Annotated in this window: 18 protein-coding genes; 13 read left to right on the top strand and 5 right to left on the bottom strand. The window is 66.3% G+C overall.

Translation table 11 applies throughout. The features are described 5' to 3' along the window. Window positions 1–30: 30 nt before the first annotated feature. Complete coding sequence (locus tag OVA06_RS14820) at window positions 31–495, top strand: DUF4383 domain-containing protein (RefSeq protein ID WP_261620000.1); 465 nt, start codon at window positions 31–33, stop codon at window positions 493–495. Between the two features lie 76 nt (window positions 496–571). Here OVA06_RS14820 and OVA06_RS14815 read toward each other — a convergent pair whose 3' ends face one another. The 4 genes from OVA06_RS14815 to OVA06_RS14800 form a co-directional block, all read right to left on the bottom strand. Continuing rightward, complete coding sequence (locus tag OVA06_RS14815) at window positions 572–1,213, bottom strand: DUF4232 domain-containing protein (protein WP_268159321.1); 642 nt, start codon at window positions 1,211–1,213, stop codon at window positions 572–574. Between the two features lie 100 nt (window positions 1,214–1,313). After that, window positions 1,314–2,051 carry a YcnI family copper-binding membrane protein gene (locus OVA06_RS14810; RefSeq protein ID WP_268159319.1) on the bottom strand — a complete coding sequence of 246 codons (738 nt, stop codon included), beginning with the start codon at window positions 2,049–2,051 and terminating at the stop codon, window positions 1,314–1,316. Between the two features lie 82 nt (window positions 2,052–2,133). Further along, window positions 2,134–2,763 carry a hypothetical protein gene (locus OVA06_RS14805; RefSeq protein ID WP_268159317.1) on the bottom strand — a complete coding sequence of 210 codons (630 nt, stop codon included), beginning with the start codon at window positions 2,761–2,763 and terminating at the stop codon, window positions 2,134–2,136. Between the two features lie 152 nt (window positions 2,764–2,915). Next, entirely contained in the window at window positions 2,916–3,983 is a 1,068-nt protein-coding gene (locus OVA06_RS14800) for an NAD(P)H-dependent flavin oxidoreductase (RefSeq protein ID WP_268159315.1), read from the bottom strand. Window positions 3,984–4,163: 180 nt separating this feature from the next. Between OVA06_RS14800 and OVA06_RS14795 the strand changes: the two genes are divergently transcribed. The 5 genes from OVA06_RS14795 (at window position 4,164) to OVA06_RS14775 (ending at window position 8,190) form a co-directional block, all read left to right on the top strand. Next, on the top strand, window positions 4,164–4,511 hold the full coding sequence (locus OVA06_RS14795) for a hypothetical protein (protein WP_091718143.1): 348 nt from the start codon (window positions 4,164–4,166) through the stop codon (window positions 4,509–4,511). Window positions 4,512–4,590: 79 nt separating this feature from the next. Further along, window positions 4,591–4,923, top strand: coding sequence for a GYD domain-containing protein (locus OVA06_RS14790; protein ID WP_056076709.1), 333 nt, complete (start codon window positions 4,591–4,593; stop codon window positions 4,921–4,923). A gap of 198 nt (window positions 4,924–5,121) precedes the next feature. Then, complete coding sequence (locus OVA06_RS14785) at window positions 5,122–6,003, top strand: aminoglycoside phosphotransferase family protein (protein ID WP_268159311.1); 882 nt, start codon at window positions 5,122–5,124, stop codon at window positions 6,001–6,003. A 157-nt stretch (window positions 6,004–6,160) separates the two neighbouring features. Next, window positions 6,161–6,640, top strand: coding sequence for a MarR family winged helix-turn-helix transcriptional regulator (locus OVA06_RS14780; RefSeq protein WP_268159310.1), 480 nt, complete (start codon window positions 6,161–6,163; stop codon window positions 6,638–6,640). A gap of 83 nt (window positions 6,641–6,723) precedes the next feature. After that, complete coding sequence (locus OVA06_RS14775; RefSeq protein ID WP_268159309.1) at window positions 6,724–8,190, top strand: MFS transporter; 1,467 nt, start codon at window positions 6,724–6,726, stop codon at window positions 8,188–8,190. Between the two features lie 66 nt (window positions 8,191–8,256). On the opposite strand, the gene OVA06_RS14770 is transcribed toward OVA06_RS14775, so the two are convergent. Next, the gene (locus OVA06_RS14770) at window positions 8,257–9,303 is read right to left on the bottom strand and encodes a LacI family DNA-binding transcriptional regulator (RefSeq protein WP_268159308.1); all 1,047 of its coding nucleotides are present in this window, start codon (window positions 9,301–9,303) and stop codon (window positions 8,257–8,259) included. A 205-nt stretch (window positions 9,304–9,508) separates the two neighbouring features. Here OVA06_RS14770 and OVA06_RS14765 point away from each other — a divergent pair, with 205 nt between their 5' ends. The 7 genes from OVA06_RS14765 (at window position 9,509) to OVA06_RS14735 (ending at window position 18,882) form a co-directional block, all read left to right on the top strand. Then, the gene (locus OVA06_RS14765) at window positions 9,509–10,351 is read left to right on the top strand and encodes a sugar phosphate isomerase/epimerase family protein (protein WP_268159306.1); all 843 of its coding nucleotides are present in this window, start codon (window positions 9,509–9,511) and stop codon (window positions 10,349–10,351) included. Beyond that, entirely contained in the window at window positions 10,348–11,358 is a 1,011-nt protein-coding gene (locus tag OVA06_RS14760; protein WP_268159304.1) for a Gfo/Idh/MocA family protein, read from the top strand. Before OVA06_RS14765 ends, OVA06_RS14760 begins: the two co-directional genes overlap by 4 nt. Before the next feature lie 145 nt (window positions 11,359–11,503). Beyond that, window positions 11,504–13,036, top strand: coding sequence for an ABC transporter substrate-binding protein (locus tag OVA06_RS14755; RefSeq protein WP_091718162.1), 1,533 nt, complete (start codon window positions 11,504–11,506; stop codon window positions 13,034–13,036). A gap of 84 nt (window positions 13,037–13,120) precedes the next feature. Continuing rightward, window positions 13,121–14,062, top strand: coding sequence for an ABC transporter permease (locus OVA06_RS14750; protein ID WP_268159300.1), 942 nt, complete (start codon window positions 13,121–13,123; stop codon window positions 14,060–14,062). Continuing rightward, complete coding sequence (locus OVA06_RS14745) at window positions 14,059–16,776, top strand: ABC transporter ATP-binding protein/permease (RefSeq protein WP_268159298.1); 2,718 nt, start codon at window positions 14,059–14,061, stop codon at window positions 16,774–16,776. Before OVA06_RS14750 ends, OVA06_RS14745 begins: the two co-directional genes overlap by 4 nt. 48 nt (window positions 16,777–16,824) lie before the next feature. Beyond that, window positions 16,825–17,685 carry a sugar phosphate isomerase/epimerase family protein gene (locus OVA06_RS14740; RefSeq protein ID WP_261620882.1) on the top strand — a complete coding sequence of 287 codons (861 nt, stop codon included), beginning with the start codon at window positions 16,825–16,827 and terminating at the stop codon, window positions 17,683–17,685. A gap of 30 nt (window positions 17,686–17,715) precedes the next feature. Further along, window positions 17,716–18,882 carry a Gfo/Idh/MocA family protein gene (locus OVA06_RS14735; protein ID WP_261620881.1) on the top strand — a complete coding sequence of 389 codons (1,167 nt, stop codon included), beginning with the start codon at window positions 17,716–17,718 and terminating at the stop codon, window positions 18,880–18,882. Window positions 18,883–18,960 lie beyond the last annotated feature (78 nt).

The following is an 18,960-nucleotide window of genomic DNA, read 5'->3' as shown; positions in this document are numbered from 1 at the left end:
GCACGTATACGACTGAAAGCAGGACAGATCATGACCAGCATGAGTTCCACCGGTCGCACCGCAGGCCGGACCAACATCCAAAAAGCAACCCTGGCAGTTGGCGCCGTCTTCCTCCTGGTGGGGGTTCTGGGCTTCATCCCGGGCATCACGTCCAACTACGAGAGCCTCGGCTTTGCCGGGCACGGTTCCGAGGCGTTGCTACTGGGCATCTTCCAGGTGTCCATCCTGCACAACATCGTGCACCTGCTCTTCGGCGTCGCGGGAATCGCCATGGCCGGCAGCGCCGCGCAGTCGAGGAACTACCTGATCGGCGGCGGCGCCATTTACCTGGTCCTGTGGCTCTATGGCCTGCTGATCGGCCAGGATTCGGCAGCCAACTTTGTTCCGGTCAACACCGCTGACAACTGGCTGCACTTCGTCCTTGGCGTTGCCATGATCGGCCTGGGTGTGGCCCTTTCCCGCGGGACAGCACGGACCGGGCGCACCACGGCCTGAGTACCACCAGAGACAAAAGCAGGCGGTCCGGCAGATGCCGGGGCCGCCTGCTTTTGCGTGGCGTGGAGCAGTTGCCTCAGGCGGGCTGGAAAGCGCCGATGGTCAGCAGTTTGATCTCTGCGTTGTTGCAGGCAGTGGTGGGCTGGGCCAGGAAAAGGGACTCGGTGTCCTCCGGCGGGTAGATCCGGTAGCCAGCCGCCTCAACCGGTGAGCAATCCGTGTAATTGCCTGCCTGCGTGTAACGCAGCTGGGCCCAGCCGGTTTGGCCCGGTTCCAGCAGGACATCCGTGACAGGAACGGACTCGTCCCGGTCGGCCGCCGCGCCGATGGGGCCGCCTGCCGCGTCCGCTGCGAGGGACACGCCGGGGAAGCCCCTGAGGATGCAGGGTTCGCTGCCGGTATTGGTGAGGTTGAGCTTCATGTAGACGCTTCCCGCGGCGCCCCCTCCGGTGGCGTCGGTGGCCGCGGACAGCCCGGCCGCCTTGCACAGTCCGGGCCCTGCCGGCGTGGTGGTGGCAGGGACTGCGGACGACGGCGGCGCGGCCGTTGTAGCCGGGGGTGCGGACTGCGAGGGGCTGGCGGAGCCCGTCCCCGGCCCGGCCGGGGTGGTGGTCGTTTGGCTCTGCGGCTGGCCGAGACCGCATGATGCAAGCAGCAGGACAGCCGCCACGCCGGCCGTCGACAAGGTTATCCCCTGGAGTGTTTTCTGAGACCTCATGCCACCACCTTCGCGGCAGTCCGGGGCGGCGTCAACGATGCCACGTGGTCCCAAGGCAATTTGATGCCCGGATCGTGATGATCCGGGCATCAAACCGGGGCTACTTGGTGGTGTCGGCCGCCTTCCGGCGTGCGCCGCTCCGAAGCAGCGCGAGCCCGCCGAGTACCAGCCCGGCCACGCCGGCCCCGAGGCCGGCCCAACTGCGGGCATCGGCGCCGCTGTCCGTCACGGACGCTGCCTGTTCCGTGTGGGTTGCCGCGGCCGCGGTGGCACCGTGCCCGTCGGACGCGGCGGCCTCGGTGATGGTGATGGACGGGGCCGGCGCCTTCAGTGAGTGCGGGTCCTGGCCGTCCTTGGCGATTTCAGACCAGTCCGTCTGGCCGGCCTCGCACGTCTGCAGCGTGGGGAAATTCAGGGTGGTGCCGGCGGCATCGGGAAGCTTGACGGACAGGACCAGCGTGTCACGGAGTTCGTGCGCCAGGGGCGTCTTGGCCGTGTAGACAATCTGGCTGGTCCGCTTCGTGATGGAACTGCCGTCGGCGAGCTTTTTCGGCTCGGCGAGCTGTTCGGTCACCTTCTCCGCTGTCCAGTTGGGATTCACGGTGGGCTGGGCATCGTTGAGCTCTGCCGGCAGGGTAATGGCCACCTTGGTGGTGGCGGATTCCTCGCAGCCGTGGGGGATGGCGAAGGTCAGCAGCGCGTAGGAGTTGGCTGAGGTCTTGTCCGGCGTCACGCCCACATGGGCGGACGCGGCTCCGGCGCCTGCCAGGATCAACGCGGCGGTGCCGCCTGCGGCTGCGGCTGTGGTCAGGGTACGGCGAAGTGTTGAGGAATTCATGGGTTGCCTTTCTGGCGCACGCCACACGTGGCGTGCAAAAGTTTCTGGGAATGCCCGGGCCGGTGTGCGGTGCCGGTGCGGGTCAGGAGGAAAGCGCGACGGCGGAAGGCGGGCCGCGTCGGCTGTCCTGCCGCAGGTTCCGCCAGGGGCGGAGCGGAGCGGCGGTTGGGGGAAGTGCTGCGGGAACTGGCCCGGCGTCGTTGAACGCCAGGGGTACGGGAAGGCCGGCGAGGGGCCTCAGCCAGCCGGCCAGGGCCCAGAGCGCTGCTTCGCCCTTGGCCAGCAGAAGGGCACATCCGAGGGTTGCCAGCGCGTGCGCGGCCAGCATGAGGGAACCCGACGACGGGTCTGCGGGGCCGCCCACATGCCCGGCCATGGCCAGCAGCTCCGGCGGGAGCGCCGGCACGCCGTGCTGGTGGCCTGCATAGGCTGCCACGGGAACGGAAGGCTGTGAGGGCACGCTGAACGTGGCGAACAGTTCGTGCAGCGCCAGTTGCCCGCCGCCCATCAGACCGGCCATGGCCGGGAAGGAGAGCTTGAGCCTGGTGGCGGCGGTGCTGGCGAGACCCGTAAGCGCCAGGATGGCGAGGAGGATCCCCGGAGCGGGAAGCTGACCGCCGCCGGCCACGTGGGCGCCGGCGGCGAGGGTCAGGATGCCGGTTGCAAGGGCCGAGGCGCGGAGGAGGTGGAAGGGTGTGCGGTGTGCCGGCACTGACTCTCCCCTCCCCGTGCGGTGGTGCGGACAACGGCAGGAAACAGCGGCTGTTCCTGCCCGTGCGATTCTACCGGGGAACCGGGGACGTTATGGTGCCGGCCTGACGGTATGTGGACACCCGCAGCGGACAGCTGTGAGGGGCAAGCGTGTCAGGCCCCGGCCAGCAGCTCCGCCAGGACATCCGCAGCGCCCTGGTGCCGGACGAGCCGCGCAGACTGCCCCGCCCACAGGGACATGAGGTCCGTGTTTCCGGCAGCGGCGGCTGTCGGACGGAACCTGCCGGTCAGCCAGTTCTGGACGGGGAACGGAGCGATGGCCGGTGGCGCCAGTTCCGAGGTAACCCGGTTGGGGATTCCGCGTGCCAGCCGGCCGCTCAGCGCGCGGGTCAGGACAGTGTTTCCTGCGGCCGGGCTGTGCAGCAGCTCCCGGTAGGGCGGCGCGGCGGCCGATTCACTGGTGGCCAGGAAGGCCGTGCCAACCTGGACACCGTCGGCACCCAGCGCCAGGGCCGCGGCGAACCCGCGGCGGTCGGCGATGCCGCCCGCGGCGATGACAGGGATGCTGACGGCATCGGCCACCTGCGGGACCAGGGAGAACGTGCCCACCAGGGATTCCTCGGCTGGGCGCAGGAAGGACACGCGGTGGCCGCCGGACTCCATGCCGCTGGCCACCACGGCATCCACGCCGCCCGCCTCAAGTGCCAGGGCCTCCTCCACGGTAGTGGCGGTGCCGGCCACTTTGATGCCGCGCCGGTGCGCTTCATCCACTATTTCCGGCGCGGGGACGCCAAACACGAAGCTGACGACGGCGGGGGCGGCTTCCAGCGTCGCCTCCACCTGCTCGCCGTAGTCGGCCATGAAGCGCGCCGGCATCTCCGGTAATTCGAGGCCAAGCTCCTCGAAATAGGGCTGGAGCGCCCGGACATAGCTGTCGAACTCTGTCCGGGGCAGCTCCGTCGTTTCGCTGCCGGTGGGCACCCACAGATTAAGGGCGAACGGCTTGGCCGTGGCGGCGCGAAGCTGCGCCGCCGTCTTGAGGATCGCGGCGCCGTCGTACCCGTACAGGCCGTACGAACCCAGCCCGCCGCCGGCGGACACCGCCGCGGTAAGCGCCACGGAAGACACGCCGCCGAAGGGGCCGAGCACCACCGGTACGTCAATGCCGAGTTCGTCCGTGAGCCTGCTGCGGCGTGAAGCGGCGTGGTCCTGCTGGGGCATGGCATTCTCCTGGCGGATCCGGTGGCTTGCGGCTGCTTTGACCAGTCTTGCAGGGCCGGGCTGCGCTCCCAAGTCCCGGCCCGGTCCCGCTGCGTTCGTGTGAAGAAAAGTGCCGGCCACGTCCGCGCCGCCCGGCGATAGACTGCATTTCATCAGTGCAGGCGATCTAAGGAGAAGTTCATGGACTACACCGGAAGCCAGTCAGAAAAGGTTGTTCCGGCTGGTGAACTTGGCCGCAGCCACATCGGCCAGACCATCACCTTCCAGCCCAATGAGTTCACCGTGGTGTTTGGAAAACTTGCCGGGATCGCGCGGACGGAAGCGATGGTTTACCTGTCACTGCAGGGAGTCGGAAACGGCACGCACCTGAAGGACGAGTACGACCTCCCGGCCACGCATGACGTGTATGTGCCGGTGGATGTCATCAGCAACGCGGAATCCACCATCAAGGACCTCTTCGGCAAAGTCCAGGAGAACCTCCGCGGCGGCGGCCACAGGGGCGGCGAGGACCGCACCGACAAGCTGTAGCCGTGCTTGCGGTCGGTGGCTCCGGCCAGCCGGAGCCACCGACCGGCCACAGTTCAGCAGCGGGCGATAGGAACGGGCCATGCCCCTTTATCTCTCAAAATTCAGTTACACCCCGGAGACGTGGTCACGGTTGACGCGGAATCCGGAAGACCGCCGGAAAGCAGCCCAGGCCTACATCGAATCCGTGGGCGGCAAGCTCCATGGTTTTTGGTACGGCTTCGGCGCCCATGACGGCTACAACCTGTGGGAGGCCCCGGATAACGTTTCCATGGCCGCGGTAGCACTGGCCATCAGCGGAGGAGGCGCGCTGAGCTCCTTCGAAACCACGGTGCTGCTCACGGTCGAGGAAACCATGGAAGCCCTCAAAGTGGCCGCGGAGATTTCCTACCGGCCGCCCGGCAACCCGGCCTGACGCCACCGGGCCCCGCGGTCCCGGAGCGTCGGCGCGGGTTGCGGTGGCATGTGGTTACGATTTTGCTCCCGGGGTCAGCCATGGCTTCATTGTTTGCTGTTCGCGGCCTCAGCCCTGCGAAAGCAGGACCACATCAGTGGCGGCCTGAAGGTACGGGGCCGGATCGGAGGCGTAGGCACTGATTGCTAGGCTCCTCGGATGGGGCAAGGGCTGCGGGCAGGACATGGTAACGGTCACTGGGACGGCGGACTGCTGGGCACCGAACAGTCGGCCCTGGTCGCATCGTGGCTGGGCTCACCGAAGCTCGTTGCCGATCTGTCCTGGGGGCTCGCGGACACGAAGGTTCTCCACGTTCAGGCGCCCGCCGGGCAGTTCATCATCAAGGCCGGGGGACCGGATAACCACCACCTCGGCCGCGAGATCGCAGCCCATCGGGCCCATACCCGCCCGCTGGTGGAGTGCGGACGGGCAGGCCGCCTGCTCCACGCCGATCCCGGCGCCAACCTGCTGGTCATGGAGTACCTTGAGGGCCACCTGGTTCAGGGCGTGGAAGCCGAACTGGCCCCGCCCATATATGCCCAGGCCGGTGAGTTGCTGAAGCTGTTCCACCGCCAGGAGTTCCGCATCGATGACCGTTATGAACTCCGGGCCACGGCGACGTCACTGGCGTGGCTGGACCGTGCCCACCGGATTGATCCCGCCGTCGAGCGGGAAGCCAGGCGGCGCCTGGCGGAGTACCGGCCACAGCCGGCCACGGTGGTTCCCACCCACGGCGACTGGCAGCCGAGGAACTGGCTCATCCACTCCGGCGAAGTCCGGGTCATCGACTTCGGCCGGTTTGATTTCCGCCCGGCCGCCACGGACCTGTGCCGGATGGCAGTGCAGCAATGGCGGGGACGGCCGGAGCTTGAGCAGGCGTTCCTGGACGGCTACGGCCGGGACCCGCGTTCGGCGCCGTCCTGGCGCATCGACCTGCTCCGGGAGGCAGTCGGCACGGCCGTCTGGGCATTCCAGGTGGGGGACGCAGCCTTCGAAGACCAGGGTCACCGCATGCTGCGCGAGGCGCTGCAGCTCTTTTGAACGGGGGTGCTCAGCCTGCGTCGTGGGGCGGCCGGTGACGCACGATCTACCGGGACGCGCACCACCGGTCCCGGCTCGTGTTGCCCTTCACCAAGGGCGGCAGTCCTGCGGAGTAGGAGTGGAAAGCAACCGTGCGGGCCTCTCATATGCTGGGGGCATGGACCGTTCCACGCCCCCTCACCGTGATGGGAAGCCCCTCGACTCCCGGCCCCTCGCCGTCGCCATCCTGGATATCTCGTTCGAGGTACGGCGGAAGACCCATGAGGGGACGGGAGTCCTTCCGCTCTCCAGTGGAGTGCTCGACGTCATCCGCGTTATCGAGCGGCACCCAGGCATCACGGTGGCGGAAGTGGCGGCCCGCCTGGGACGTCAGCTGAGCAACGTCAGTTCGCAGCTGCGGGAACTTGTGGCGCTGGGCCTGGTGACCCGCGAGCGCGACGCCTCGGATAAGAGGTACGTCGCCCTGCATCCGACGTCCGAGTCGGTGCGCATCAAGACCCTTCTTGAAGAAGCGTGGGCGGCCGCGCTGGCTACGGCCGGCGACCGGTTGGAAGAAGGGGACCGTGACCGCCTGGCCGCCGCGCTGCCAGCGCTGGAACGCCTGGCTGCGGTCCTGGCGGAGCCGGGCCGGGACTAAGGGTTTACCGGAAGCTGCTTTGAACTCAGAACAACTACTACTTATACTTATGTAAGTATTAGTACCTAGAGTTGGAGAACCTTGTGGCCACACAAACCGCGCCGCCCGCAGCACTCAATCGGACCACCCCCGCCCGCGGAAAGTGGTGGGCGCTGGTCTTCCTGGCCCTGGCACAATTCATGGTGGTCCTGGACGGCACCATCGTGAACCTGGCCCTTCCCCGCTTGCAGGCCCAGATGGGCATCAGCGACTCCACCCGCGCATGGGTGGTCACCGCATATGCCCTGGCACTCGGCGCATTCCTGCTCCTTGGCGGGCGCATCGCTGACTTCTGGGGCCGGAAACGCGCCTTCATGACCGCCTCCATCGGATTCGCCGTCGCCTCGCTCGCCGGCGGGCTCGCCCAAGCGCCGTGGGAGCTCATCGGAGCACGCGCCCTCCAGGGACTGTTCGCGGCCCTGCTGGCGCCCGCCGCATTGGCGCTGCTCACCGTCTCCTTCCCGGGAGGCAAAGAGCGGGGGACGGCCTTCGCTGTCTTCGGCTCCATCAGCGGGGTGGGGGCCGCGGCCGGCGTCCTGCTGGGTGGCTTCCTCACGGACTACGTTTCCTGGCGGTGGTGCTTCTTCGTCAACGTGCCCATCGCCGCGATCGCCCTGGCGGGCGTGTGGAAGAGCGTGCGGGAAAGCAAGGCTGAAGGATCCGCGAAGTACGACTGGCCCGGAGTGGTTCTGGCGGCACTGGGGCTCGGAGCCCTCGTCTTCGGCTTCACGAACGCCGAACATGGCTGGGCCTCGCCGGAAGCCTGGGGCTTCATCCTCGCCGGTGCCGTGCTGATGGTGCTCTTCGTCGTCGTCGAACAGCGCGTCAAGCACCCCTTGCTTCCACTTCGCGTTGCCACTGAACGCAACCGTGCGGCCGCCTTCCTCGCATCCTTCCTGGCCGGCGCGGTCCTGATCGGCGGCATCCTCTTCATTAACTTCTACATCCAGATCGTGCTGGGTTTCGCGCCCTTCATCGCCGGAGTGGCCTCGCTGCCCATGACGGTGGTGCTGATCGCCACAGCGGGCATTGTTGCCAAGAACTTGCCGGCGCTGGGCGCCAGGATTCCGACCGCGGTGGGTCCGCTCTTCATGGCCGCGGCGATGCTGTGGCTCACCCAGGTCAGGGCGGACGGCTCCTATTTGGTGAACATGCTGCCTGCGCTGATCCTCCTGGGCATCGGGTTGGGAATGGTGTTCGTCCCCATGCAGAACCTGGCGCTCTTCGGGGTGGACAAGGACGACGCCGGGGTGGCCAGTGCGCTGGTCAACGCCTCGCAGCAGGTTGGCGGCTCACTCGGCATCGCCTTGTTCAGTACGGTCGCGGCCGCCGGCGCCGCGGCCGCAGGCGGCTCCCCGATGGAGGCACTCTCCAGCGGATACGCAACGGTCTTCTCGTGGGCCGCCGGCGTCGCCATCCTGATAACGCCTGTTGCCCTTCTGCTGATCACCATCAGCAGGAAAACCTTCAGCGGCGCAAGCACTTCCGACGCGCCGGCCGTGCACCTGTAGAACATTTACGCGGCTGACAGGGGAGCCCGTGGCGGTCCCCCCGCCGGAGAGAGGCCCGGCCTGGGCTTACGACGGCCGGGAGCCGGCAGGGGCAATCGATGATGGTGCTGCCGTGGTGGAGGCACGCACCGTCAGGTGTGTGGGCATCACCGAGCGGGTGCGCGTGCCGCCGCCGCGGAGGGGATCCAGCTGTGCCAGCAGCATGGTCACCGCCACCCTGCCGGCCTGCTCGATGGGGGAGGACATGGTGGTCAGGGGAGGGTTGCAGAAATCGGCGCCGAAGATGTCATCGCAGCCCACGATGCTCATGTCCTCGGGGACCCGGACGCCCCGTTCGCGCAGCCGCTGCAGCATTCCGATGGCGATCAGGTCATTGAATACAATGCAGGCTGTGGCACCGCTGTGGACCGCGGTATCCGCTGCTGCGGCGCCGGACTGGGTCTTTGGGGCGAACGGACCCAGCTTGACCACTTCGATGCCGCGCTCCTTGCCGGCCTCTGCCAGGGCATCCCATCGGCGGGCGTTCGACTGGGATGAGACAGGGCCGGAGATGTACGCCACCCTGGTGTGGCCCAGCGAGATCAGGTGGTCCAGGGCCTGGCCGGTGGCTGCGGGGGTGTCGATGATGACCGCGGGAACTCCCGGTACATCCCGGTTAATGGCCACCAGCGGCATGGCCTCGGACGCTGCCAGCAGGGCCTCGTCCGTCAAGCGGGAAGCACCCACAATCAGGCCGTCCGCACTCTTGCGGAGCTGCTGGATGGCACTGGCCTCCACCTCGTCAGATTCTTCGGTGTCAACCAGGAGCTGCGTGTATCCGGCAGCTTTGAGCTGGAGCTGGGTTCCGCGGATGAGGTCGAAGTAGAAGGGATTGGTGATGTCCGGGACCAGGACGCCCACGGCGCCGGTCTTTCCCGAGCTGAGGGCCTTGGCCTGCGAGTTCGGTGTGTAGTTGAGTTCGACGGCGGCGGCCTGGATCCGCTCGCGGGTGCGGATATTCACCCGTTCCGGCGTGGACAATGCCCGGGACACCGTGGACGGGGCTACGCCGCACACGGCAGCGATGTCGTGGATGGTCGCGGGGCGGCCCACGGAAGCTGGCGGCAGTGCCATGGCGTTCCTCTCTGAACGGACTGGCGTGAGCGCGGTTGTGACCGGAGGCACTGCGCTGAAAGCCCTAGGATGTCACGGATCGCACACTGTGGCAACCGGTTGTCAGTGAATTGCAACGCGGCTAATGTTGCAGGGGAGATGTGACACCAGCCACGGCATGCCGCCGGCCAATGACGCACCGGCATGCCCGCACCAAGGAGAAACCGTGAGCGAGACTGCAACCTGGCCCCTGTCCGGATTCGGCGACGAAATCGATCCCGATCCGCACGTGCAGGCCGCCGTGCTGCTGGCCCTGGGCGCCAGCCACATCGAGGTCCGGAGCGCGTGGGGGACGAACGTCTCCGAACTCACGGCGGAGCAGGTGCGCGAACTCAAGGGCATCCTGGACGGGCGTGGACTGAAGGTTTCGGCCGTCGCCAGCCCCATCGGCAAGGTGGACGTCAGCCTGCCCGTGGAGCATGAGGTGGAACGCCTGCGCCAGATCATTTCCGTTGCCAAGGGCCTCGACACCGGCTATGTGCGGATCTTCTCCTTCTACCGCGCTGAGGCCCAAAGCGCCGAGGACATCCGCGACGACGTCCTGGTCCGCATGGCCGCACTGGCAGCGGAAGCCGAGGCGGCCAGCGTCGTGCTCCTGCACGAAAACGAAAAGGACATCTACGGCGACACCCCGGAGCGCGTCCTGGACATCATGGAAACGGTTGCCTCCCCGGCGCTCCGCGTCGCGTGGGACAACGCCAACTTTGTCCAGGTGGGCGTTAAGCCGTTCACCGCGGGCTACGCCATGCTCCGGCCCTACCTCGAATACTTTCAGGTCAAGGACGCGCTGTTCAGCACCGGCGAAGTAGTCCCTTCGGGCCACGGCGACGGCGAACTGGACGCCACGGTGGCCGCCCTGAAAGCGGACGGCTTCAGCGGTTTCGCTTCCCTTGAGCCGCACCTCGCCAGCGCCCACGAACTGGGCGGCTTCTCCGGCCCGGTGGCGTTCGGCATCGCTGCCCGCGCCTTCGCCGTTCTCGCCGGCAAGCACGGGGTTTCGTTCTCGTGACGGCCCGGGCGGCCGTCATCGGGTGCGGCGACGTTTCCTCCGTCCACTTCGAGGCCATTGCCAAGCTCGACGACGCCGTGCTGGCCGGGGTTTGCGACCCCGACACCCAGCGGCTCACCGCAGCCGTGGAGGTTTTTGGCGTTCCGGGCTTCAGTGACCACCTCAGGCTGATCGAGGAGGTCCGGCCTGATGTGGTGCACATCTGCACGCCGCACAGTGAGCATGCCTCCATTGCAGCGGACTGCCTGGAGCGGGGCGTGAACGTCATTGTGGAGAAGCCGCTGGCCCACACGCTGGCTGAGGGCCGGCGGCTGGTGGCAGCGGCCGAAGCGAACCGCGCAAAGATCGCCGTCTGCTTCCAGAACCGGTACAACGCCACGTCCCAGGCGATGCACCAGCTTCTGGCAACCGGCGACCTCGGGGCGGTGGTAGGTGCGTCCGCCACAGTCATGTGGCAGCGGAACGCGGATTATTACCGCAACCGGCCCTGGCGCGGAACCTGGGAAGGCGGCGGCGGTGGCCTCCTGATGAACCAGGCCATCCACACCCTGGACCTGCTCCAATGGCTGGCGGGGGACATCACTGCGGTCAGCGGCAATGCGTCCACCCGCTTCCTGGGCGGCGACATCGAGGTGGAGGACACTGCGGAATTCGTGGCCGAGCATGCCAACGGTGCCCGCAGCGCCTTCTATGCCACCCTGGCCAACCCGTACAACGCGCCGGTGACCCTGGATGTCGTCACCGAAAAAGCCGTCCTGAACCTCCGTGGCGACCTGACGGTGACGTATGCCGACGGTCGCGTGGAGGTTGTGCCCGAACGCAGGAGCGCCTCCGGCGGGCGTGACTACTGGGGTGTGTCCCACGAGCTGCTGATCGCCGATTTCTACGCCCGCCTCGGTGACGCGGAACCGTTCTGGATCAGCCCTGCCGAAGCTGAGAAATCGCTGCGGATCATCAAGGACATCTACCGCCAGAGCTACCCGGACGCGGCTGAAACCGTTTCCTGACAAACGGCTGCAAAACAAAAGTGCAACTTTTCTTACAACCGGTTGCCAGTAATGGCAACGATACGACTGTGGGTTCCACAAACGATGTGGCGCAGGCCACACGCTTTCACCAAGAGCACCACTCCACTCATCCAAGGAGCCAACGATGAAGTTCGGTCCCAAGGCGGCAGGCGCCGCTATTTTCCTCAGCGCAGCACTCGCGCTGACCGGTTGCGGTGGCGGCGGTTCCGCCACCGGCTCCGGGAACGGCGGCGCAGCCACCACGTCGCTGACCATCGCCGAACTCGGAGACCTGCCGTCATTCGACCCGGTAGACGCCCACATCGGCCACACCATGCCGTACTACCAGGCCGTATACGACACTCTGCTGATCCGCGAAGCGGACGGCACCATCAGCCCCATGCTGGCGGCGGAGAAGTCCTGGAACGCGGATAACACCGTCCTGACGCTGAAGCTTCGCACCGATGCAAAATTCACGGACGGCACCCCCGTGGACGCCGCCGCCGTCAAGGCCAACCTTGACCACTTCCAGCAGGCCAAAGGCCGCGACGTCTACCAGGTGGCCTCCATGGCGTCGGTTGCCGTGGTTGACCCCAGCACGGTTGCCATCACGCTCAGCACCCCGGACCCGGCCTTCGAGTACTACCTCACCCAGGCCGCCGGCTTTGTCGCCAGCCCCAAGGCCATCGGCACCCCGGGCATCAAGACCGATCCCGTGGGCAGCGGCCCCTACAAGCTGGACACGGCAAGCAGCGTCAAGGGCTCGCAGTACGTCTACACCAAGAACCCGGACTACTGGAACAAGGACCTGCAGAAGTTCGAAAAGGTCACCATCAAGTCACTGCCGGACATCACCGCCCGCACCAACGCCCTGGTCTCCGGCCAGATCGACGGCGCCCTCCTGGACCCGAAGACGGGCAAGCAGGCCGAGGGCGCAGGCCTGGTTCTCACCAAGAGTGAAGTGGACTGGCACGGCATCCTGCTCTACGACCGTGACGGCAAGATCAACCCGGAAATGGCCAACGTGAAGGTCCGCCAGGCCATCAACTACGCCTTTGACCGCAAGACCATCCTGGACCAGCAGTTCCTCGGCCAGGGCACCCCCACCAGCCAGGTCTTCGGCCCGGACAGCGGTGCGTTCGTGGCGGACCTGGACAACAGGTACTCCTACGATCCCGCCAAGGCCAAGCAGCTTCTGGCGGAAGCAGGCTACCCCGACGGCTTCACGCTGAAGATCCCCACGATGGCTGGCTTTGAGGCCCTGAACGCCGTTTACTCCCAGCAACTGTCCGATATCGGCATCAAGGTCCAGCTCGAGTCGGTCCCGCAGGCCAACTACGTGGGCGACATGGCTGCCGGCAAGTTCGCCGCTGCCACCTTCCAGCTCTACCAGGGCGAGCCGTGGGTCGCCATCAACCAGATGATCTCCACCTCGGCCCTGTACAACCCGTTCAAGTCCACCAACCCGGAGATCGCCGCGTTGGTGGAAGAGGTCCATGTTGGCGGTGAAAACAGCTCCGAACTGGCCAAGAAGGTGAACACCTACGTCACCGAGAACGCCTGGTTCGCACCGCTGTTCCGGCTGAACCAGATGTACTACACCAGCAAGAAGATCACCGTGGAACCGCAGCTGCAGCAGGCTGTCCCGTCCATCTACAACTACGCTCCGGCGAAGTAGCAAACCCGGTGTGGGGCCGGTCCGCCGGCCCCACACCACCAGAGACTTAATCACCACAACGGCCAACGCCCAACGGAGCGCATTATGGTTAAGTTCATCATCCGGAAGATTGCTGCGGGACTTGTCGTCCTGTGTACGATTTCCTTCCTGACCTACTTCCTGCTGTATTTCTCCAGCAGCAACATTGCCCGCAACATCCTGGGGGAGTATGCAAGCCAGGAGCAGGTGGCTCAGAAGGAAACGGAGCTGGGCCTGGACCAGCCGCTGCCCGCACGGTTCCTGGACTGGGCCGGACACTCCATCACCGGCGACTTCGGCCGCTCATGGTTCACCGGCGAACCCGTGGCCACCGCCATCGCCACCCGGCTCCCCATCACCCTCACCCTGGTGGTCGCCGCCATCCTGCTCATCGCCGTCCTCGCCACAGTTCTCGGCATGGCCGCAGCCGTCAAGCGCGGCTGGATCGACAAGGTGGTCCAGACGGGTGCCATCGTCGGCGACGCCATTCCCGGGTTCGTCCTGGCCATCATCCTGGTCACGCTGTTCGCCATCCAGCTCAAGCTCTTCCCGGCAACCTCCAGCATCGCCCCGGACGCCGGAGCTTCCACATGGGCCGCTTCCCTGACGCTTCCGGCCATCGCGCTGGTCATCAACGGCGTCACCGGCGGCGCCCAGCAGGTCCGCAGCGCCGTCATCAAGCAGCTCGAGCGGGACTATGTGCGCACGCTGCGCAGCCGGGGCATCCCGGAACGCGAAATCCTCTTCAAGCACGTCCTCCGCAGCGCCGCCCCCACCGGGCTGACAGTCCTCAGCCTGCAGTTCATCGGCATGCTGGGCGGCGTGGTGATCATCGAGCAGATCTTCGCCCTGCCCGGCATCGGCAACCTCGCCGTGCAGTCCACCACCATGGGCGATATCCCCCTGGTCATGGGCGTCGTCCTCTATACCGTCGTCATCGTCATTATCGTCAACCTGCTGGTGGACCTCATCAACGGCTGGCTGAACCCCAAGGTGCGTGTCTCATGAGCCAGGCTGTCGAGCTCAGCGGCCAGACCGGCGTTGTTGTCCGGTCCCACGTCATCCACAAAGTCCTCCGCAACCCCATGGGCATGATTGCGCTGGCCATCCTGGCGGTCCTCGTCACCATGGCCGTCCTGGCGGATGTCCTGGCGCCGTTCGACGAAAACTTCGCGGATATCGCCTCCACCCTCGCCGCCCCGGACGCCAACCACCTGCTGGGCACTGACAGCGTGGGCCGCGACGTCTGGAGCCGCCTCGTCTTCGGTGCCCGCACCACGCTGCTCTCGGCACTGCTCTGCGCCGCCGTCGCCATCGGCATCGGCCTCCCCGCCGGCCTGGTGGCCGGCTACTACGGCGGAAAATTCGACGGCATCGCCGGCTGGTTCGTCAACATCCTGATGAGCCTGCCCGGAATCATCGTCCTGCTGACCGTGCGGGCCGCCTTCGGTCCCTCCGTCTGGATCTCGATGATCGCCTTTGGCATCCTCCTCAGCCCCGGCTACTTCCGGCTCACCCGGACCTCCGTCCAATCGGTGCGCAACGAACTGTACGTCGACGCCGCCCGCGTTGCCGGCCTCAGCGACCGCAGCATCATCAGCCGCCACATCTTCTCCGTGGTCCGCGCCCCCATCATCATCCAGACCGCCATGGTCTGCGGCGTGGCCATCAGCGTCCAGTCCGGCCTCGAATTCCTGGGCCTCGGCGACCCCACCGTTGCCACCTGGGGTGTCATGCTCAGCGAGGGCTTCAAGAACGTCTACCTGACCCCCACGCTCCTGCTCTGGCCGGCGGTGGCCATCGGCCTCGCCGTCGGCGCCCTGGTCCTGCTGGGCAACGCGGTGCGCGACGCACTGGAGGACGGCGAGAAGGTCAAGCAGCGGAAGCGCAAGGCCGCAGAATCGGCTTCTGCCATGGAACGCACGACGCCGGCACCCGCCAAGGTGCGCCAGGCACGCGGCGCCGTGGCCGCCGTCGAAAGCGGCACCGAACACCACCTGGTCAAGGTCACCAACCTCGGCGTGGGCTACCCGCAGGCGGACGGTTCCATCAAGAAGGTGGTGGACGACGTCTCCTTCCATGTGGACCGCGGCGAAATCCTCGGCATCGTGGGCGAATCCGGCTCCGGCAAGTCCCAGACCGCCTTTTCCATCCTGGGGCTGCTGCCCGGCACCGCCCGGATCGTGGGCGGCTCCATCCAGTTCGACGGTAACTACACGGTTGCCCCTGGGGACGAAAAAGTCAGCCAGGAGCGGCTCACCAAACTGCGCGGCAAGCGGATTTCCTACATTCCGCAGGAGCCCATGTCCAACCTGGATCCCGCCTTCACCATCGGCTACCAGCTGGTAACGCCCATGGTGCGCGTGCTCGGCATTTCCAAAGCCGAGGCCACCAAGCGCGCCATGAAGCTGCTCTCCGACGTCGGTATCGCCAACCCGGAGCGCACCTTCCAGGCCTACCCGCACGAAGTCTCCGGCGGCATGGCCCAGCGCGTCCTGATCGCCGGGGCCATCAGCTGCGAACCGGACCTGATCATCGCCGACGAACCCACCACCGCCCTCGACGTCACCGTCCAGGCGGACGTCCTGGACCTCATCCGGGACCTGCAGCGCCGCCTCAACGTGGGGGGTCATCCTGGTGACGCACAACTTCGGCGTCGTCTCGGACCTCTGCGACCGCGTGGTGGTCATGCAGAACGGCCGCCTCGTGGAGGAAGGTCCCGTCCGGACCATCCTGCGCGAACCGAAAGACCCGTACACGCAGATGCTGCTCTCTTCCATGCTCGAAGGCAAGGAACCCATGACCATGCTCGTCTCCGCATCCGCCAAGGAGGACGTCAAATGACCAGCACCGATGCCGAATTCAAGGATTTGCTGCGGGTGGAAGACCTCGCTGTGGAGTACCCCGGGAAGGGGTTCCGCGCCAAGTCGTTCCGTGCCCTGTCGGACATCAACATCAGCATCGGCCAGGGTGAAACCCTTGGCCTGGTGGGGGAGTCCGGCTCGGGCAAGACCACGCTGGGCCGCGCAGTCCTCGGCCTGGCGCCCGTCACCGGCGGGAAGGTCATCTTCGAGGGCAACGACATCAGCCAGGCCACCCGCAAGGAGCGGCGGAAGCTCAGCCGGGACCTGCAGGTGGTCTTCCAGGACCCCTACACGTCCCTGAACCCCGCCCTGGAGATCGGCGACATCCTGGCCGAACCGCTCAGCGTGCAGGGCAAGCCACCGGCGGAGGCAAAGAAGCGGGTCCGCGAACTCCTGGACCAGGTGGGGCTCCCCGCCGACGCCATCAGCCGCCTGCCCCGCGAGTTCAGCGGCGGCCAGCGCCAGCGCGTGGCCATCGCCCGCGCACTCGCCCTCTCACCCAAGCTGATCGTCTGCGATGAACCGGTCAGTGCCCTGGACCTGTCCACCCAGGCGGTGGTGCTGGACCTGTTCCTGCAAATCCAGCGTGATACCGGCGTCTCCTACCTTTTCGTGTCGCACGACCTGGACGTGGTCCGGCACATCAGCCACCGCGTAGCCGTGATGTACCGCGGCGGGATCGTGGAGCAGGGCCCCGCCGACGTCGTCACCCGGGCCCCGGAGCACCCCTACACCCAGCGGCTGCTGCTCGCGTCCCCGGTCCCGGACCCGGACCGCCAGGAGCAGCGCCGCGCCGACAGGCACCGCCTGCTCGAACAGCAGCGGCAGCAGAACGAACAGGCGGCCGTCCTCGCCTGAGCGGGGATTCGGTTGCAGGCGTACCCAGAAGAACAACGGAGGAATGACGTGGCCAAAATAGGCGTACAAGCCATGATGCTCAAGGACAGCTTCGCGGACATCGGGGCGTTCGAGACGCTGCGCAAGGTCAGTGCGATCGGCTACAACGCGGTGGAGATCTCGCAGATCCCCATGACACCGGAGAACGTGGCAGAACTGGACCGGTCCCGCAGCGAACTCGGCATGGACATCGCAGCACTGTCCGTCAATGTTGAAGGCCGGAAGGGCATGCCGGTGGAGTCGCTGGCGGAGAATTTCGACAAGATCGTGGACGACGCCAAACGGCTGGACACCTCACTGCTGCGGATCGGCATGCTGCCCTTTCCCGCCATGAAGTCACTGGACGCCGTGGTGGACTTTGCCAAGCAAGCCAATGGGTATGCGGAACGGCTCCAGGAACACGGCATCAGCCTGTATTACCACAACCACCACATCGAGTTTGCGAAGTTTGACGGCAAGTACATGCTGGACATCATCGCGGACAACTCCCCGGCCATGGGCATGGAAATCGACGTCCACTGGGTCCAGCGCGGCGGCCTCGACCCCGTCCGCACGCTGGAAAAGTACGCCGGACGCACGGCCATGGTGCACTTGAAGGACTACCGGATCGGACAGATGCCGGAATCATCGTTCGGGCTGCTGGAGAAGGGTGATTTCCCCGGCTTCATGGCGGAATTCAAGAACGTGGTCCAGTTCGCCGAGGTGGGCGAGGGCAACCTGGACTTCCCCTCCATCGTTCCCGCCGCCGTCGAAGCCGGTGCCCAGTACCTGCTGGTGGAACAGGACGAGCTGTACGGCCGCACCGTGTGGGACGCCCTCCAGACCTCCTACGACAACCTTGCCGCCATGGGCCACGCGGACCTCTTCTAATTTTCGAACGAACAAACGGAGTACAACCACATGAGCAAGAAAGTACGCCTCGGCATCATCGGCCTGGGCCAGCAGGGCGGCGCCTACGCCAAGTTCATCACCGACGGACTGGTGCCGAATATGGAAATCGCGGCAATTTGCGACACGGACCCCGCCAAAAAGGAACTCGCCGCGTCAACCTACCCGGGCGTCCCCTTCCACGATGACTACATCGCCATGCTCGACAGCGGTGACGTGGACGCCGTCGTTACCTGCGTCCCGCACTACCTCCACCCCGAAATGGGCATCGCAGCGCTGCAGCGCAACATCCACGCCCTGGTGGAAAAGCCCGCCGGCGTTTACACCAAGCAGGTCAAGGAACTGAACGAATTCGCGGCGTCCAAGCCGGAACTCTCCTTCGCCATCATGTTCAACCAGCGCAACAACCCGCTGTACCGCAAGATCAAGGAGATCGTGGACAACGGCGAGATCGGTGCCATCCGCCGGACCAACTGGATCATCACCACCTGGTGGCGTCCGCAGGGGTACTACAACTCCAGCGCCTGGCGGGCCACCTGGGGCGGCGAGGGCGGCGGCGTCCTGGTCAACCAGGCTCCCCACCAGCTGGACCTGTGGCAGTGGATCTGCGGTGTGCCCAAGTCCGTCTACGCCAAGGTGGCCTACGGCTTCCGCCGGGACATCGCCGTCGAGGACGAGGTCACCGCGGTGGTTGACTACGGCGACGGCGCCACCGGCGTGTTCGTCACCGCCACGCACGACCTCACCGGCACCGACCGCTTCGAGATCCTGGGCGACCAGGGCAAGATCGTGGTCGAAGGCTCCAAGACTGCCACTGTCACGCGCCTGGACAAGCCCGAGCGTGAACTCAGCGACGGCATGGGCATGGATGATGTCCGCAAGCTCTTCATGGGCCAGCTGAAGCCCGAGGAGTATTACACCACCGAGGTCATCGAGTTCGAATCCGTCTGGGGCGGCCAGCACGCCGGCGTCCTGGAAAACTTCGCCGCCAACATCCTGGACGGCACGCCGCTGCTGGCCCCCGGTTCGGACGGCATCAACGGTGTCCGCCTTGCCAACGCCATCCACCTCTCCAGCTGGACCGGCACCGAAGTGGGCCTGGACTTCGACGAGGACGTGTTCCTTGCCGAGCTGAACAAGCGGATCGCCGCCGAAGGCCAGTTCCCCGAGCGGAGCTGACCGGCCGGGATGGCCAGTGGTTGCACCCTGCAACAGCAGGGCAACCGCTGGCCATTTCCGGTCCTTCCCTCGTTAGGA

The organism is Pseudarthrobacter sp. SL88 (assembly GCF_026672455.1).
Lineage (GTDB): Bacteria > Actinomycetota > Actinomycetes > Actinomycetales > Micrococcaceae > Arthrobacter.
This window is presented reverse-complemented; position numbering and strand designations above follow the sequence as displayed.

What these genes read in the sequence shown, in the direction of transcription:
- OVA06_RS14795 (WP_091718143.1), top strand. Translation starts at nt 4,164, where the DNA reads ATGGACTACACCGGAAGCCAGTCAGAAAAGGTTGTTCCGGCTGGTGAA.
- OVA06_RS14800 (WP_268159315.1), bottom strand. Translation starts at nt 3,983, where the DNA reads ATGCCCCAGCAGGACCACGCCGCTTCACGCCGCAGCAGGCTCACGGAC.
- OVA06_RS14810 (WP_268159319.1), bottom strand. Translation starts at nt 2,051, where the DNA reads ATGAATTCCTCAACACTTCGCCGTACCCTGACCACAGCCGCAGCCGCA.
- OVA06_RS14755 (WP_091718162.1), top strand. Translation starts at nt 11,504, where the DNA reads ATGAAGTTCGGTCCCAAGGCGGCAGGCGCCGCTATTTTCCTCAGCGCA.
- OVA06_RS14745 (WP_268159298.1), top strand. Translation starts at nt 14,059, where the DNA reads ATGAGCCAGGCTGTCGAGCTCAGCGGCCAGACCGGCGTTGTTGTCCGG.
- OVA06_RS14735 (WP_261620881.1), top strand. Translation starts at nt 17,716, where the DNA reads ATGAGCAAGAAAGTACGCCTCGGCATCATCGGCCTGGGCCAGCAGGGC.
- OVA06_RS14780 (WP_268159310.1), top strand. Translation starts at nt 6,161, where the DNA reads ATGGACCGTTCCACGCCCCCTCACCGTGATGGGAAGCCCCTCGACTCC.
- OVA06_RS14770 (WP_268159308.1), bottom strand. Translation starts at nt 9,303, where the DNA reads ATGGCACTGCCGCCAGCTTCCGTGGGCCGCCCCGCGACCATCCACGAC.
- OVA06_RS14750 (WP_268159300.1), top strand. Translation starts at nt 13,121, where the DNA reads ATGGTTAAGTTCATCATCCGGAAGATTGCTGCGGGACTTGTCGTCCTG.
- OVA06_RS14815 (WP_268159321.1), bottom strand. Translation starts at nt 1,213, where the DNA reads ATGAGGTCTCAGAAAACACTCCAGGGGATAACCTTGTCGACGGCCGGC.
- OVA06_RS14820 (WP_261620000.1), top strand. Translation starts at nt 31, where the DNA reads ATGACCAGCATGAGTTCCACCGGTCGCACCGCAGGCCGGACCAACATC.
- OVA06_RS14785 (WP_268159311.1), top strand. Translation starts at nt 5,122, where the DNA reads ATGGGGCAAGGGCTGCGGGCAGGACATGGTAACGGTCACTGGGACGGC.
- OVA06_RS14790 (WP_056076709.1), top strand. Translation starts at nt 4,591, where the DNA reads ATGCCCCTTTATCTCTCAAAATTCAGTTACACCCCGGAGACGTGGTCA.